Annotated in this window: 11 protein-coding genes; all 11 read left to right on the top strand. The window is 43.5% G+C overall.

Annotation, left to right across the window (positions count from 1 at the left end):
* Positions 1–249: 249 nt before the first annotated feature.
* The 11 genes from NFR88_RS05150 (at position 250) to NFR88_RS05100 (ending at position 14666) form a co-directional block, all read left to right on the top strand.
* Complete coding sequence (locus NFR88_RS05150; protein WP_251613993.1) at positions 250–948, top strand: cysteine hydrolase family protein; 699 nt, start codon at positions 250–252, stop codon at positions 946–948.
* 23 nt (positions 949–971) lie between these two features.
* Positions 972–2345 (top strand): APC family permease, encoded by a 1374-nt coding sequence (locus NFR88_RS05145; protein WP_251613990.1) that lies wholly within the window; start codon positions 972–974, stop codon positions 2343–2345.
* Between the two features lie 146 nt (positions 2346–2491).
* Positions 2492–4762 (top strand): ATP-binding protein, encoded by a 2271-nt coding sequence (locus tag NFR88_RS05140; RefSeq protein ID WP_251613987.1) that lies wholly within the window; start codon positions 2492–2494, stop codon positions 4760–4762.
* A gap of 4 nt (positions 4763–4766) precedes the next feature.
* The gene (locus NFR88_RS05135; protein ID WP_160200960.1) at positions 4767–6116 is read left to right on the top strand and encodes a sigma-54-dependent transcriptional regulator; all 1350 of its coding nucleotides are present in this window, start codon (positions 4767–4769) and stop codon (positions 6114–6116) included.
* Positions 6117–6204: 88 nt separating this feature from the next.
* Entirely contained in the window at positions 6205–7596 is a 1392-nt protein-coding gene (locus tag NFR88_RS05130; RefSeq protein ID WP_251613984.1) for a sigma-54 interaction domain-containing protein, read from the top strand.
* Positions 7597–7906: 310 nt separating this feature from the next.
* Positions 7907–8968, top strand: coding sequence for a 2,4-diaminopentanoate dehydrogenase (gene ord / locus NFR88_RS05125; protein ID WP_251613982.1), 1062 nt, complete (start codon positions 7907–7909; stop codon positions 8966–8968).
* Between the two features lie 199 nt (positions 8969–9167).
* Positions 9168–9467, top strand: coding sequence for a 2-amino-4-oxopentanoate thiolase subunit OrtA (gene ortA, locus NFR88_RS05120; RefSeq protein WP_160200957.1), 300 nt, complete (start codon positions 9168–9170; stop codon positions 9465–9467).
* A complete protein-coding gene (gene ortB / locus NFR88_RS05115) occupies positions 9467–10882 on the top strand; it encodes a 2-amino-4-oxopentanoate thiolase subunit OrtB (protein ID WP_251613979.1) in 1416 nt (471 codons plus the stop codon). The genes ortA and ortB overlap by 1 nt, the downstream gene beginning before the upstream one ends.
* Positions 10883–10909: 27 nt before the next feature.
* A complete protein-coding gene (locus tag NFR88_RS05110; RefSeq protein WP_160200955.1) occupies positions 10910–11272 on the top strand; it encodes an ornithine aminomutase subunit alpha in 363 nt (120 codons plus the stop codon).
* Positions 11273–11274: 2 nt separating this feature from the next.
* A complete protein-coding gene (oraE, locus tag NFR88_RS05105; RefSeq protein WP_160200954.1) occupies positions 11275–13491 on the top strand; it encodes a D-ornithine 4,5-aminomutase subunit OraE in 2217 nt (738 codons plus the stop codon).
* 380 nt (positions 13492–13871) lie between these two features.
* Entirely contained in the window at positions 13872–14666 is a 795-nt protein-coding gene (locus NFR88_RS05100; protein ID WP_160200953.1) for a hypothetical protein, read from the top strand.
* Positions 14667–14678 lie beyond the last annotated feature (12 nt).

Raw genomic sequence — 14678 nt, 5'->3', positions numbered from 1 at the left:
CGTGTATATACGTTGTATATATGCGCTTTTTCTTTTGCGTGAATTTCGCCGGAACTGGATTACCAAAAGGTAAAACCTGAGGCGAGTTTTTTACGTTAAGGTGACAAGTCGGTTTGGACAGTAGAGTGGAAAAAGGAGGAATAAGCGAAGATAACGTTGAAATTTCAATAATATTTTTCTCCTAGGAGTCATTGGCACGAAAATCGCAATGATAAAGTGAAAAAAGATTCTGACAAGGAGGAATAGTCAATGAAAGTCAAAGAAAAATATCTAAACTTCTACTACGAAACAATTGGGGAAGTATGTGAACCTGAAATCAATCCAAAGAAAACGGCGCTGCTTCTGGTGGACCTGCAAAACGAATTTGTTCGGCGGGATTGCGGCGAAGCGCTGCAGTTTCAGGCGGCAGGGGAATGGGAACGATGGATTCCTTTCCATGACAGACTGGATGAAATTGTAATTCCTAACAACCAAAAGCTGCTGGAATTTTTCAGAAAGAATAACTTGACGGTGACCTATGGAAGAATCGCCTGCCTGCGGGAAGACGGCGAAGACAGATCACCGGTACAGAAGTCTGAAGGCTGGAATGGTATGCTGCTTCCTGTGAATAGCTATGAAGCGCAGATGATTGATGAGCTGGCGCCGCTTGAGAACGAAATTGTCGTAAATAAGACGACAGACAGCGTGACTACGGGGACCAACTATCTGCAGCTGCTGCAGTTTATGGGCGTGGAAACCGTGATTGTAACCGGAATTGTAACGGATCAGTGTGTTGCGTCTACAGTAAGAGGACTTGCAGATGCTGGTTACAAAGTAATCTGTGTAGAAGATGCATGTGCAGCAGGCAGCATGGAGCTGCATGATGCAGAACTGAAAATTATGAGCGTTATTTACTGCGATGTACTTTCCACGGACGAAACAATTGCACTCATTGAGAAGAACTTATAGCTCATAGGTAACAGGAGAGAAAAATGGAAACACAAGGACTGAGAAAAGAAATAGGACTGTCCGGCATGGTTGCTATGGCTGCCGGCGGCATGATTGCAGCGTGGATGGTTGAAATCAAGTACTGGTTTGAAATCGGTGGTGCAGGAGCAGCGCTTTCTTTACTGACATGCGCAATCTTGATTTTACCGCTGGCATTTATGTATACTGAAATGACTTCTATGATGCCCTATGCAGGCGGACAGAATATCTGGATTACAAACGCTTTCGGATTTAACACCGGCTTTGCATCCTGCTGGATGATTATGCTTCTTTATATCATGGCAATGCCTACGGTGTCGATGGGAATTGCCTCTATGCTGGCATACTTATTCCCAATTACAACCACACAAATAAAAATCATTGCAGCGGTGCTGCTGGTGCTCTGGTATTTCTTAACCAACTTTGAATTGAAGCTGCTTACCAAACTGCAGAATGTGTTCTTTTGGAGTACGCTGGTAATTGCCGTTGCTGCGGATGTTATTTTTATTGCAAGTGGAAAGTGGAGCTTTGCAAATCTTGACTGGTTTCCAAACGGAGCCGCTGGGTATACTGCAGGAATCGGTCTTTTAATCATGAAGTTTGTAGGATTTGACCTGATTCCGCAGCTTTCAGAGGAGGCAAACTTTCCGAAAAAGGATATTTGGAAAGCTTTTGTAGGATCTTTAGGTTGTACAGTGCTGGTTTATGGTCTGGCGGTCGTTGCAATCGGAGGTATCGTATCCCTTGACTGGATTAGCGAAGTAAGCATTGTAGACCCTATGGTGGCAGATCATCTAGGACTTCACTGGCTGGGGATTCTTCTCGTCGTTATGGGCGTTTTGACCTGTATTACTACGCTATCCTCCTTCTGGCTCTCTGCTTCCAGAATCCTCTATGGTGCAGCAAAGCAGCATCAGTTTACTGCAAGATTTGCTAAGTTAAACAAGCATGGACAGCCGCAGTTTGCAAATCTAGTTGTAGGCATTTTGTCCATCTACTTTACGATTTTTGCGCCGGAGGCATGGGTAAATTACATATACGTAATTTATGGCGTTGCAGCAGGTGCAGTATATCTGATGGTGACGCTTTCCTTCATGAGAATCAGAAAAACGCATCCTGAGTGGGAAAGACCATATAAAGCGCCTGCCGGCATGCTGCTTGGCGTTATAGGAATCGTATTTTGCATATGGATTCTTTGGACTAATGGCACTGCAATGGGTGCGGCAGAGTGGATTGTACTGGCAGTGTATGCGGCGGTCGGTGTTGTGCTTTGGGGTTATGCAAAGGCAATGCAAAAGAAAAATCCGCTGGATTGGGCGCCGGTTGTATTGAGTCCAGATACAGTCACCAAAGAAGAAGCAAATGAAATCACGCGCTGAGCTGCGGCATGGAGGCTAAGACTGAACCGTTGATATTCCAAAAATAGGAAAAGCAAAATGATAACATAGCCCGGGGAATATCTCGGGCTTATGTTATAATAAATCAAATCATCAAATTGCTGCCAGCTTGAGGTAAGGAGAACCCCATGAGAAAGAGGAAGCGATCACTTACTGTGAACATCATCTTGATTTTTTTAATCTTTAATATCCTTTCTGTTATGATTTTTACTGTATATATGCAGAAAAGCAGTCAGAACGGCGCTATGAAATACGCACAGAGCAGCCTGCTGGAAATGACAAAGGAGAAAGGGAACCTTCTTGCCATTACTTTCGATCGGATTCAAAATAGAGCAGAAGTTATGGGCGTATATATGGAGGAGGCGCTTTCGCAGGATACTTCGGCAGCGCTGAGCAGCCAGTATGTGATGACAGAAACCGGCACGATGACTAGAAAAAAGGACAGCACAAAGAGCAGCAGTCAGCAGAGCAATATTATTGTGCCTAACATTGCGCCCTTGTCAGATGAACTGATTTATGAAATCAACGTGACGGAAAGGTTGGACCGTTATTTTGCGCAGATTATAGAAAATGAAGAGGTTTCGTGGTGCTATATTGTAACAAAGGGGAATCTTTTGCGGTGTAGTCCGTATGGTGACCTCAACGCTTTTTTTACCAGTGACCACAGTCAGGTCAGCGATATCTTTTATACACAGGCGACAAATCAGTATAATCCAGATCATCAGGCAATCTGGGCAGGACCTTATTATGATTATCTGGGAACAGGATGGACGATAACCTGTTCCCAGCCGGTATATGATCGAAATGGCGAACTGTTTGGCGTGATTTGTCTGGATCTTTCCATTGAAAAAATGAAAGAGAAGTATTTTACAGAGTTTTCTTTAGGACAGAGCGGAAAATTGTGCTGGATGTCAAATAACGGAGAGGTGTATTACCATACTGATTATGACAGTTTGACTGCAGAGCAGGGTGAAACGCTGGAGAAAAACATTTTTGAAGATGTATTGTCAGAAGAACGGCGAGCGGCGCTGAAAGAAGGCGTTCTCGGCGGTGGTTCGGGAATTAAATACTTTGAGGAAAACGGCGAGCAGCGCATGTTCATCTATTCGCAGGTGGAAGGTGCAGACAGCGTTATTTTTACAGAAATCGGCATAGATGATTTTAGTTCATTTTATACTGTGAATCTGAAAGGCATTATGGTTGTAGTGCTGATCAATCTGATTCTTGCAGTAATTTTTGCGTTGATTTTATATTTTAGTTTTTCAAGACCTATGAAAAGACTTGTAAATCAGGCGCAAAAAATTTCCGAAGGAAATTATTCAACTGTTCAGTTTCAAAAAGAAGAGGCCTGCGGTAATTATGAGATTTGCAAACTCAATGAGGCGCTGCGGATGATGAACGAGAATATTGTCTCTTATACAGAAAGTCTCATCGACAAGAACCGTGAAATTACAGTAATTCTGGACGCCATTGAAGAGACGCTCATGATTGCAGACATAGATGGAACTGTCAACATGCAGTCTAAGGATTTTGTCACGATACCGCGGGATAATTTAAAAAATGGAATTGCAGAAGTAGTAGCGACCGGAAAGCCTTTTTCTGAACAGCAGGTAGTGGACGGAGAAGCATATAGGAATCAGTATTATCCGATTTTAAAGGATAGAGAGGTCATCAAAATCGTAGTGTCCAGAGAGTGTGTTACGAAAACAGTTCTTCAGGAAAAGGAACTTCAGCAGATTGAAAAAATGGCAGGAGTAGGACAGTTGGCTGCTGCAATTGTACATGAACTAAAGAATATTCTTGCGAGGATCAAAGGCGCTGCGTATATTTTAAAACTGACTGAGGCGAAGGAATCGGAGGAAATATTTGCAATTCAAAAAGGGGTCGACGAGGCGGAAGATGTAATCTCAACTCTGCTGGATTTTTCAAAGAGGGACAAAGACGGCAGCGAGATGATACATCTTGGAACTCTGGTAAATCAAATTTTGCTGTTGTCTAAAAAAGAGATTATCGGCAAAGGAATTGTTATAAAAAAAGAAATTGATAAGGAGTTTTATGTAAACTCAAATGGCAGGGAGGCAATAAAAGTTATTCTACAGAATATCATCATAAATGCGATTCAGGCGGTACACTGTGAAGGCGAGATTGTGATTGAGTGCTGTAGGAAGGCTGATAACGCATTTATCAGAATTAAAGATAATGGAGATGGTATTAAAGTTATACCAAAGGAAAAGGTTTTTGAACCATTTTTGACAACGAAAGAAAAAGGAACAGGCATCGGACTTTGGATTACCAAACGTCTTGTCGATACATTGGAAGGGGAGATTATACTGCGTGAGCCTAAAGACGGCGGCACTGAGTTTATTGTATTAATTCCGGTAGAAAGAAAGGAGGCGTAATATCATGGCACGGGTTATGCTGGTTGATGATGACAGGAAATTGTTGGAACTTTATGAGAAAATCTTTGAACTCAATGGATTTGAAGTTATGCCCTGTGAGAATGGGCATTCTGCGCTAGAGGTTATCGGTAAAGAGGATATCGCTGTGGTGGTTTCTGATATCATCATGCCGAAGATGAATGGTATGGAGCTTTTGAAGCAAATAAAACTAAAATCGCCGGACACAGAGGTCATTATGCTTACTGCTGAAGGATCAATTTCTGGAGCAGTGGAGGCTGTTAAGGAAGGAGCTTTTTCTTATCTGGTAAAACCGGCAGATATTGAGGAATTGATTTCCAATATAAAAAAGGCAGCAGAGCTTTCCAATATTAAGGCTGAGAATAAGACCTTAAAAAACCGGTTAGCTTCCTTTTCGATGGGAAGTGAATTTATCGGTATATCCCCGGCAGCAGAAGCACTCAGAGAGAAAGCTAAAATTGTAGGTAAAACGGATTCTGCGGTATTGATTACCGGAGAGACCGGCACGGGAAAAGAAATTCTGGCAAATATGATACATAGATACAGCAGTCGTGCGGACAAACCTTTCGTATGCGTAAATTGCGGGGCGCTGAATGAGAATCTGATAGAAAGCGAATTGTTTGGCAGTGAAAAAGGCGCTTACACAGGAGCAGAGCGACAGAAAAAGGGTCGTTTTGAAATTGCTAACGGCGGAACAATTTTCTTTGATGAAATCGGAGAGATGAGTCCGAATATGCAAACGCGGCTGCTCAGAGTGCTGCAGGAAAAGACCTTTGAAAGAGTAGGCGGCTATGAGACAATCAGGAGTGATTTCAGGCTAATTGCCGCGACGAACAGAGATTTGAAGAAGGAGATTGAAGAGAATAGCTTTCGCAAGGATTTATACTACAGAATTAATATTATTCCTATTGAGATTCCACCTCTGCGGCAAAGATTGGAGGATATTCCGGTCTTATGTAGCAGCTTCCTGTCCCTTTATGCAAGAGAAATGAATAAGCCGCTGCCTGTCATAGATGAAGAGGTGTTGGAAGTCCTTCAGAAATATGACTGGCCCGGCAATGTGAGAGAACTTCGCAATCTGATAGAAAGAATGGTTGTACTCTCTGGCGAAGGAAGTTTAGATGTGAATGTACTTCCGGAAGAGATAAAGGATATTTTTCAGCAAAGCGAGCCGGATGATTCACTGCGGGGGCAGACGAAATCCTTTGAAAAAGAATACATTATAAAAATCATAAACAAGCATCAGGGCAATGTTGCAAAGGCAGCAGGTGAAATGCAGATTGCCAAGAAGAATCTGTATAAAAAGCTGAACGAATACGGGATAAAGTATAAATAAATTATAGTTGAACTTTTCTGCAAAAAAATTTGCACTTGTGCAGGAAATCGTGTAAAATAGAAGAGAATAAAGCAGGAGGTACGGAGACTTGACCGCAGAGGAATATAAAAAAATACTGGAAGCGCTGATCAATCTCGTAGACATGGGGATTTACGTGGTAGACACAGACGGCGTGGGCATGTTCTATAATCAAATTATGGCGGACATGGAGCAGATTCGCATTGACGATGTCATCGGAAAGCCTTTTGCAAAAGCGTTTCCCGGTGTAAAGCTGGAAGAAAGCACCATGTATCAGGCTTTAAAGAAAAACGTTGAAATCCGTAATAAACAACAGTCATATACCAGCTTATATGGAAAGGAAATCGCAACAATTAACAGCACTGTACCTGTAATCCATGAAGGAAAAACCATTGCAGCTATTGAAGTTGCAAGAGATGTAACCAATATTCGTTCCATGAGCGATACCATTTTGCAGCTGCGGGAAAAAGAGATAAAGCCTAAAGAGGCAAGGCCGAAGCTGAAAAAGTATACTTTTGATGACCTCATCGGAAACAGTCCGCTGTTTACTGCGGTTTTGGAACGGGCAAAGCGGGCGGCAGGCAACGACGCATCGGTATTTATCTATGGGGAAACAGGGACAGGAAAAGAGCTTCTTGCGCAGAGTATCCATTATGCCAGTGCTCGCAGGCAAAATCCGTTTTTGGCGCAGAACTGCGCAGCGCTGCCGGAATCCTTGCTTGAGGGCATCTTATTCGGAACCACAAAAGGCGGATTTACCGGGGCGATGGATAGAGCCGGGCTCTTTGAACAAGCTAATGGCGGCACTCTGCTGCTGGATGAAATCAACTCCATGCCGTATGATTTACAGAGCAAGCTGCTGCGCGTGCTGCAGGAGGATTATATCAGAAGAGTTGGTGGAAGCAGAGATATTCCCATTGATGTGAGAATTATTGCTACGGTCAACGAACCCCCAGAAAAACTCATAGAAGAAGGCAAACTTCGAAAGGACCTTTATTACCGGCTTAATGTAGTAAATATCTCCATTCCGCCGCTGCGCAGCCGCCTTGAAGATATTCCAGTATTGACAGAAAAACTGCTGGAAAAGCACAATGAACGCTTTGGAAAAGAGGTCTGGATGGTATCGGAACATGCGCTGCAGCGTCTTTGTGATTATAATTATCCGGGCAATGTTCGTGAACTGGAAAATATTATTATGCAGTCGGTCGCTATGGCAGACAGGGAACACGTGCTGACAGAAAAACTGTTGCAGATGCCGATGCAGGTAGATGCAATTGGCGCTGATGTCGAAAAGTGGGATCGGAAAGGTCCGCTTGATCAGTATCTTGATAATTTGGAGAAGGAAATTATCAGAGAGGTAATGATTTCCGAAGGTGGAAATATTTCGAAGACCGCAGAAGCCCTGCATATTAAGCGGCAGACCTTGCAGCATAAATTGAAAAAATATGGGATTAAAGGTTGAGAAAAGGCGCCGGAATGCAAAAATATTTGCATATATAATGCCAAAAAATTTGCATTATGCCCGCTGAATTAGAAATGCGGTCACTTCAAAATTTAAAAATTTCCGCAATCTGCGAGAGTTATTTAGTGGTTTTTGCACAGAATAAGTGCTGAAAACCACTATTTTTATGAAATTATTGCGGCGAAATTGTATCATGTATACACGGGAATATTTGGCATGGTTGTTGCTTTATATATAGGCATCACGCGAAAACGCGTTTCAAAGTCAATTCATATTATAGTAATGATTTATTAAAAGGAGAGAAAAGCAAATGAAAAATGTAAAAGTAATCCTTTGGGGACTCGGCGCTATGGGCGGCGGAATCGGCAAAATGTTAGTAAAGAAACAGGGTGTTGACATTGTCGGCGCAATCGACATCGGCGCAAAGCTGGGCAAGAGCCTGTATGAAGTAGTGCCTGGTATCGAAAGAGGCGACAGAGAAGATGTTATCGTTGGCACTGCAGATGAAGTAATCAAACCAGGTGCAGCAGACATCGTAGTAGTTTGCACAGACTCTTTCACTGCAAAAGTATATGACAAACTGGTTAAGGTTATGGAAAACGGCATGAACGTCATCACTTCCGCTGAAGAAATGGCTTATCCGCAGGCACAGGAACCTGAACTGGCTAAGAAGCTGGATGAAATCGGTAAGAAGAACGGCGTAACTGTACTGGGTACTGGTATCAACCCTGGTCTGATTATGGACCTTCTCGTAATCCTGTGGACTGGTGCTTGTGAATCCGTTGATCACATCGTTTCCAGAAGAGTAAACAGCTTATCTCCGTTTGGTCCTGCTGTAATGGAAGAACAGGGAATTGGCGTAGAAGTAGAAGATTTTAACAAGAGAAAAGCAGACGGCACTATGGCAGGTCACGTAGGATTCGCAGAATCCGTTGGCATGATCTGCGATGCGCTGGGCTGGAACCTTGAGAAGTTTGAACAGGATATGGAACCGATCGTGACTGATGTAGACAGAAAATCTCCTTACGGCTTCGCAGCAGCTGGTCAGGTTGCAGGCGTTGCAATGAAGGGCTGGGGAACTGTTGACGGCGAAGTTAAGATTGAAATGGATCATCCGCAGCAGATCGAACCTGAGCAGGTTGGCGTATTCACAGGTGACTACGTAGAAATTAAGGGTAATCCTCCTGTAAACATGGCTAATACTCCGGAAATCGAAGGCGGTATCGGAACTATGGCTATGATCATGAACTGCATTCCGCACGTAATCAACGCAAGACCTGGTCTTAAGACTATGATCGACATTCCAGTTCCTCACGCAATCATGGGCGACATGAGAAATATGATCGAGGAAGACTGCAAACTGGTTAAATAATTAAGACTTGTCTTATTTGTCCACAGCGTTGTCAGTCTCATCGTTCAGTACTTAAATTCACACAAGTACCTCCGTGTTTCGATGACTTGCTGCCTCGCTGTGAACAAAAAATCCAGCGTCTTCTAGGTTACTATGAGAGACGTAAGATAGCTGGCGCAAGCGGCGTCATACTATATAAATAATGTAGGAGATGATTAAAATGGTAAAAAAAGGAGAATGGGTACGCATTCACTCTGTAGTACTCAAGGCAGAAGAAAGAACTGCTAAAATTCCTGAAGATACACAGAAATGTGACCTGCAGATGTGGACTAAGGGCACTTTGCAGGAAGATGCAGAAATCGGCGATGTTGTTACCGTAAAAACTGCATGCGGTCGTATGGAAAAGGGCACTTTAATTGAAGTAAACCCGTACTATACACACAGCTACGGCAAATTTGTCCCTGAAATCATCGAGATTGACAAACAGCTGAGAGAAATCATGTTTGGAGGTGACAAATAATGACACTGGCAAAAGATTATGATTCCGTTATGGGCAGATCCAATGAGATTCAGAGAAAAGCACTGGGTCTTGACTACGCAGAATTTGAATCCGGTTCAGTAGCTTTTGACTATGAGGCACTGATGAAATCCACCGGTTACACCCTGGAAGAAGTTGCTAAGATTCAGGCAAAAACTGCAGTAGGAAACACACCGCTGATTGAATTGCGCAACCTGACCGCGCTGGCAAGAAAATATGCAAAGCCGGGCTATGGCGCAAGAATTTTTGCAAAGGACGAGGCAGCCAACGCTTCCGGTTCCTTTAAAGCAAGAAGAGCGGCATGTGCAGTAGCACACGCTAAGAAATTAGGTTATAAAGGCGTTATCGCAGCAACTTCCGGAAACTACGGTGCAGCAGTTGCTTCCCAGGCAGCAATGCAGGGAATGGAATGTATCATCGTACAGGAATGTTACGATTCCAAAGGTGTTGGACAGCCTGAAATTGTAGAAAAAGCAAGAAAATGCGAAGCTTACGGCGCTGAAGTTATTCAGCTGACTGTAGGACCTGAACTGTTCTACACATTCCTTTCTGTTCTGGAAGACACCGGATATTTCAACGCTTCACTGTATTCTCCGTTCGGCATTGCCGGCGTAGAAACACTGGGTTACGAAATTGCAATGCAGTGTCGTGAACTGGTTGGCAAAGACCCGGATATGGTAGTCTGCACCAATGCAGGCGGCGGTATGATGACAGGTACAGCAAGAGGTCTATTAAAGGCTGGCGCTGTTGATACAGAAATGGTTTCCGCTTCCATCGACCTGACCGGACTGCACATGGCTTCCGACGAGCAGTTTAATAAGAAATCCTGCACCACAGGTCATACTGGATTTGGTGTACCTTATGCAACTGATCCGGACCACTCTGATGTTCCGCGTTCTGCTGCAAGACCTCTGCGTTACATGGATCGTTATGTAACTGTAACACAGGGTGAGGTTATGTACATGACAGAAGCACTGGCTAATCTTGAGGGTATCGAAAGAGGACCGGCAGGAAATACAGCCCTTGCGGCAGCATTTTCTCTGGCGCAGGAATTGCCTGAAGATGCAGTGCTTGTCATCAGTGAAACTGAATACACCGGCGCTGGTAAACATATTCAGCCGCAGCTTGACTTTGCAAGAGAAAACGGCATCGAAATCAAGTTCGGAAACCCGCAGGAAGAAGACAAGCCGGGCGTGAACATCATTCTGCCGAAGGATCCAAGCTTTGTAAAACACAAAGAAGCTGACATCACCCACTTCAGAAAGTCTTTAATCAAGAAGGCAGTAAAGAAGGCAGGCGTAGAGAAACTGACTGACGAGGATATTCAGTTCTTAGTAGCAGAAACCAACACTGATACCGATTTTGTTATGGCAGCACTTGCCGAACTGGGATATTAATATCTTTAGCATAAAGGAGAAAATAGAATGAAAAGAGCAGACGATTTCGAACAGAGAAGAAAGCATATCGCAAATCTTTCTGACGAAGAACTTTACAACAGATTCTGGGAACTGACCGCCCAGGTTGTTGACCCGCTTCTTGAACTGGGAAGAAAAAACACAACCCCTTCCGTTGAAAGAGCCGTTTTACTGAGAATGGGCGTTTCCTCCCTGGATACGCAGAAAATCGTAGAAGGCTGCATGGACAGAGGTCTGATGGGACACGGAACAGGTCATGTAGTTTACAAAATTTCTAAAGACAAAGGCATCTCCATCAGAGAGGCCAGTGAAAAACTGGCTGCTGGCGAATACTGGGACGATGCAGTAGCACTGTTCAAGGAGGGTAAATAAAGATGGCAGATATGGTTTTAAAACACAATGAAAAATTAGATGTTAGAAACATCTTAAAAGACCTCGATAAGTATGAACCGAGAAGAAAAGGCTGGACTTGGAGAAAACCTGCTCCTGGTCTTAAAATGGGACCTTTTGAGTATCATGATTGCTCCGAACCTTTGAAGAACGGCGTAGGTCTTCCTCCTGCAAAGTACTTTGAAGATATCGATCCGCAGCCGATGCCGGTTATTACAACTGAAATCGCTTCCGGAAGATTTGAAGACGATATCAGAAGAATGAGAATGGCTGCATGGCATGGTGCTGACCATATCATGGTTATTCGTCATATGGGTCAGTCCCACATCGACGGTCTGATGGAAGGTACTCCGCAGGGTATTGGTGGTATTCCTGTAACTCGTAAACAGGTGAGAGCACAGAGAAAAGCACTGGATATCATCGAAGATGAAGTTGGTCGTCCAATCAACTACCATTCCTACGTTTCCGGCGTAGCTGGACCTGATGTAGCTGTTATGTTCGCAGAAGAAGGTATCAACGGTGCGCACCAGGATCCGCAGTACAACGTACTTTACAGAGATATCAACTGCGTTCGTTCTTTTGTAGACGCTTGTGAATCCAAGAAAGTTTTAGCTTGGGCTGGCATTCTGCAGATTGACGGCGCTCACAATGCAAATGCTACCGCAAGAGAAGCGTGGAAAGTAATGCCTGAGCTGATTGTGCAGCACGCAATCAACTCTCTGTTCTCAGAAAAAGTAGGCATCAAACCGGAAAATATTGCGCTGTCAACTGTACCTCCGACAGCAACACCAGCACCTTGTATGTACTACGACCTGCCGTATGCAGTAGCTCTTCGTGACTTCTGCGGCAGATACAAAATGAGAGCACAGCAGAACACTAAATATATCTGCTCCTCCGCAAGAGAAGCAACTGTAACCCATGTTATGAACATGGTTATTTCCAAGCTGACCAGTGCAGACATTCAGTCCACTATCACACCGGACGAAGGAAGAAACGTGCCTTGGCACATTTACAACATGGAGGCTGTAGACAACGCAAAACAGGCACTTCTGGCAATGGACGGTCTGATGGAAATGGTTGAACTGAAGAAAGATGGTCCGCTCCGTGAAATGGCTCGTGACCTGAAAGAAAGAGCTTGCCTGTTCATGGAAGAAATCATCGAAGTCGGCGGATATTTCCAGGCAGTTAAGGAAGGCTTCTTCGTTGACTCTGCAAAATATCCTGAAAGAAACGGCGATGGTATCGCAAGAAATCCAGAAGGCGGCGTAGGTTACGGTTATATCTTCGAAAGAGAAGAAGATTACATGGCTCCTGTAACTGCACACTTCGGTTACAATAATGTAGAACAGTACGGCGGAGATCCTGCAGATCCAGCAGCACTCATCGGCGGATGTACTTTTGAAGATAGAAGCAAAATCGTCTTCATCGATGAGCTGGATGAAGAAGACTGCGTAGATCGCAGACTTGAAAAAGTTGCTAAGTATCTGGACGGCGAAGCTATCAAGCCTGAAATGGAATGGTGCGGAGACGGTGTAGTCATGATGACTATGATGATTCCTGCAAATACCAGAACTGCAGAAGCTGCAGCACTGGAAATCGGCAAGAAGCTTGGTCTTGAAAATCCTGAAGTAATCAGTAAGGAAGTAATGCAGGAAGCAGAAGGCACTAGAATCGAAATGAAGGGTAAGGTTAACTTCGATGTTGACCCTAGCGCTCTGGAAATTCCACCTGAACCACATCATCTGGATGATGCAACTCTGTACAACGAATTTGAAAATCATCCGATGGTTGTCGTATGCGGTACTGTTGGTGAAGACGAACACTCTGTAGGTCTTCGTGAAATCATCAACATCAAACACGGCGGTATCGAAAAATGGGGAATCAAAGTAAACTACCTGGGAACTTCCGTTCCAGTAGAAAAGCTGGTTGACGCTGCTGTAGAATTGAATGCAAATGCAATTCTGGCATCCACCATCATTTCCCACGATAATATTCACTACAAGAATATGAAGAGAATCAATGACCTGGCTGTTGAAAAGGGAATCAGAGATAAGGTAATTATCGCTGCCGGCGGTACACAGGTAATTCCTGATGACGCTGTAAAGACTGGCATTGACGCTGGATTCGGCAGAGACTCTCACGGTATCGACGTTGCAACTTTCTTATGTGAAGAAGCAAAGAGACGCAGAGGCGAAATGTAATTTAACCCTTACGGGAGCTTATGGGGCGGGCAAATGCCCGCCCCTGTTTTGCAAATGCCGCTGCTTAGGCAGTCATAGCGCAGGACATGGCGCTACTTGAACTGACCGATACAGGAAAAAAATTAAAAAAAAGGAAAATAATGGTTGAAAGCGATCTGCAAACATTGTACAATGAAAGTAGAACCGCTTTGTCATTATTATATTTTTGCAGTTACGCTTAACGATCCACAAAAAATTTTAGGAGTTGCGTTGAAATACTGACAAAGCAGACAAAATAGATGATTTTTGTCAGTTTTGTCAGCTTTTCCACCCAAAATCCTGACTAAAATGACAAAATAAAAGAAATACGTCAGTTTTGTCAGGAAGGGGGTTAAAAAACTGTGATTTTGGGGATCAAATTAGAAGAAATACTGACAGAAATACAAAAAAAGCAGGATTCTGTCAGCAAAGAATTGAGAACTTGTCCACCGGGTACATTGCTGCAGGTTAAAGAACGGGGTAGAACTGTGTATTATCATAATGTCTGGATAGATGGAAAAAGGCAAAGATTCAGCTTAAACAAACATCCGGAGATGGTGGCGCTTTTGGCAAGAAAAAAGTATTTGGAAATGGAAGCAAAAATACTGGAAAATAACTTGAGTGCATTGCGAAAAGCCATAGATGGATTTTCTGATACGACTCCCGAACATATTCTGAAACAGCTTCCGAAAAAATACAAAGAATTGCCTAACTCATTATTTTTTCAAACTACAGAGCAAACGGAAGCAGAACGTTGGCAAAATGAACTCTATGAGCAGAGTGATTATATGCCGGAAAAGAAAATTCATTTGACATCGAAAGGTCTTGCGGTCCGTTCAAAATCAGAACTGATTCTTGCAGAAAAGTACTATGAATTCAAGGTACCGTTTCGTTATGAGCAGATTCTGAGAATCGGAAAGTATACGTTAGCGCCAGATTTCACCCTCCTTGCCGCCAGCGGCAAAATTTATTACTGGGAACATTGTGGTCTGACCGGAAATCCGGCGTATATGAAGAAACACAAATGGAAAATGGATGTATATGAATCAGCAGGTATTGTCCCTTGGAAAAACCTCATTGTTACCTATGATAATGAGCAGGGCACCATTGATATTCCGATTATAGAAAGTGAAATTAAAAATAAATTGATAATATAACAGATGGGGAGG

The organism is Senimuribacter intestinalis, assembly GCF_943192965.1.
GTDB classification, from domain to species: domain Bacteria; phylum Bacillota; class Clostridia; order Peptostreptococcales; family Anaerovoracaceae; genus Senimuribacter; species Senimuribacter intestinalis.
Note: the sequence above shows the minus strand (reverse complement) of the source record. Positions and strands in the feature narration are given on the sequence as shown.

Bases quoted from the DNA above. Each gene is read 5' to 3' on its own strand.
- NFR88_RS05150 (WP_251613993.1), top strand. From the start codon at position 250: ATGAAAGTCAAAGAAAAATATCTAAACTTCTACTACGAAACAATTGGG.
- NFR88_RS05145 (WP_251613990.1), top strand. From the start codon at position 972: ATGGAAACACAAGGACTGAGAAAAGAAATAGGACTGTCCGGCATGGTT.
- NFR88_RS05140 (WP_251613987.1), top strand. From the start codon at position 2,492: ATGAGAAAGAGGAAGCGATCACTTACTGTGAACATCATCTTGATTTTT.
- NFR88_RS05135 (WP_160200960.1), top strand. From the start codon at position 4,767: ATGGCACGGGTTATGCTGGTTGATGATGACAGGAAATTGTTGGAACTT.
- ord (WP_251613982.1), top strand. From the start codon at position 7,907: ATGAAAAATGTAAAAGTAATCCTTTGGGGACTCGGCGCTATGGGCGGC.
- ortA (WP_160200957.1), top strand. From the start codon at position 9,168: ATGGTAAAAAAAGGAGAATGGGTACGCATTCACTCTGTAGTACTCAAG.
- ortB (WP_251613979.1), top strand. From the start codon at position 9,467: ATGACACTGGCAAAAGATTATGATTCCGTTATGGGCAGATCCAATGAG.
- NFR88_RS05110 (WP_160200955.1), top strand. From the start codon at position 10,910: ATGAAAAGAGCAGACGATTTCGAACAGAGAAGAAAGCATATCGCAAAT.
- oraE (WP_160200954.1), top strand. From the start codon at position 11,275: ATGGCAGATATGGTTTTAAAACACAATGAAAAATTAGATGTTAGAAAC.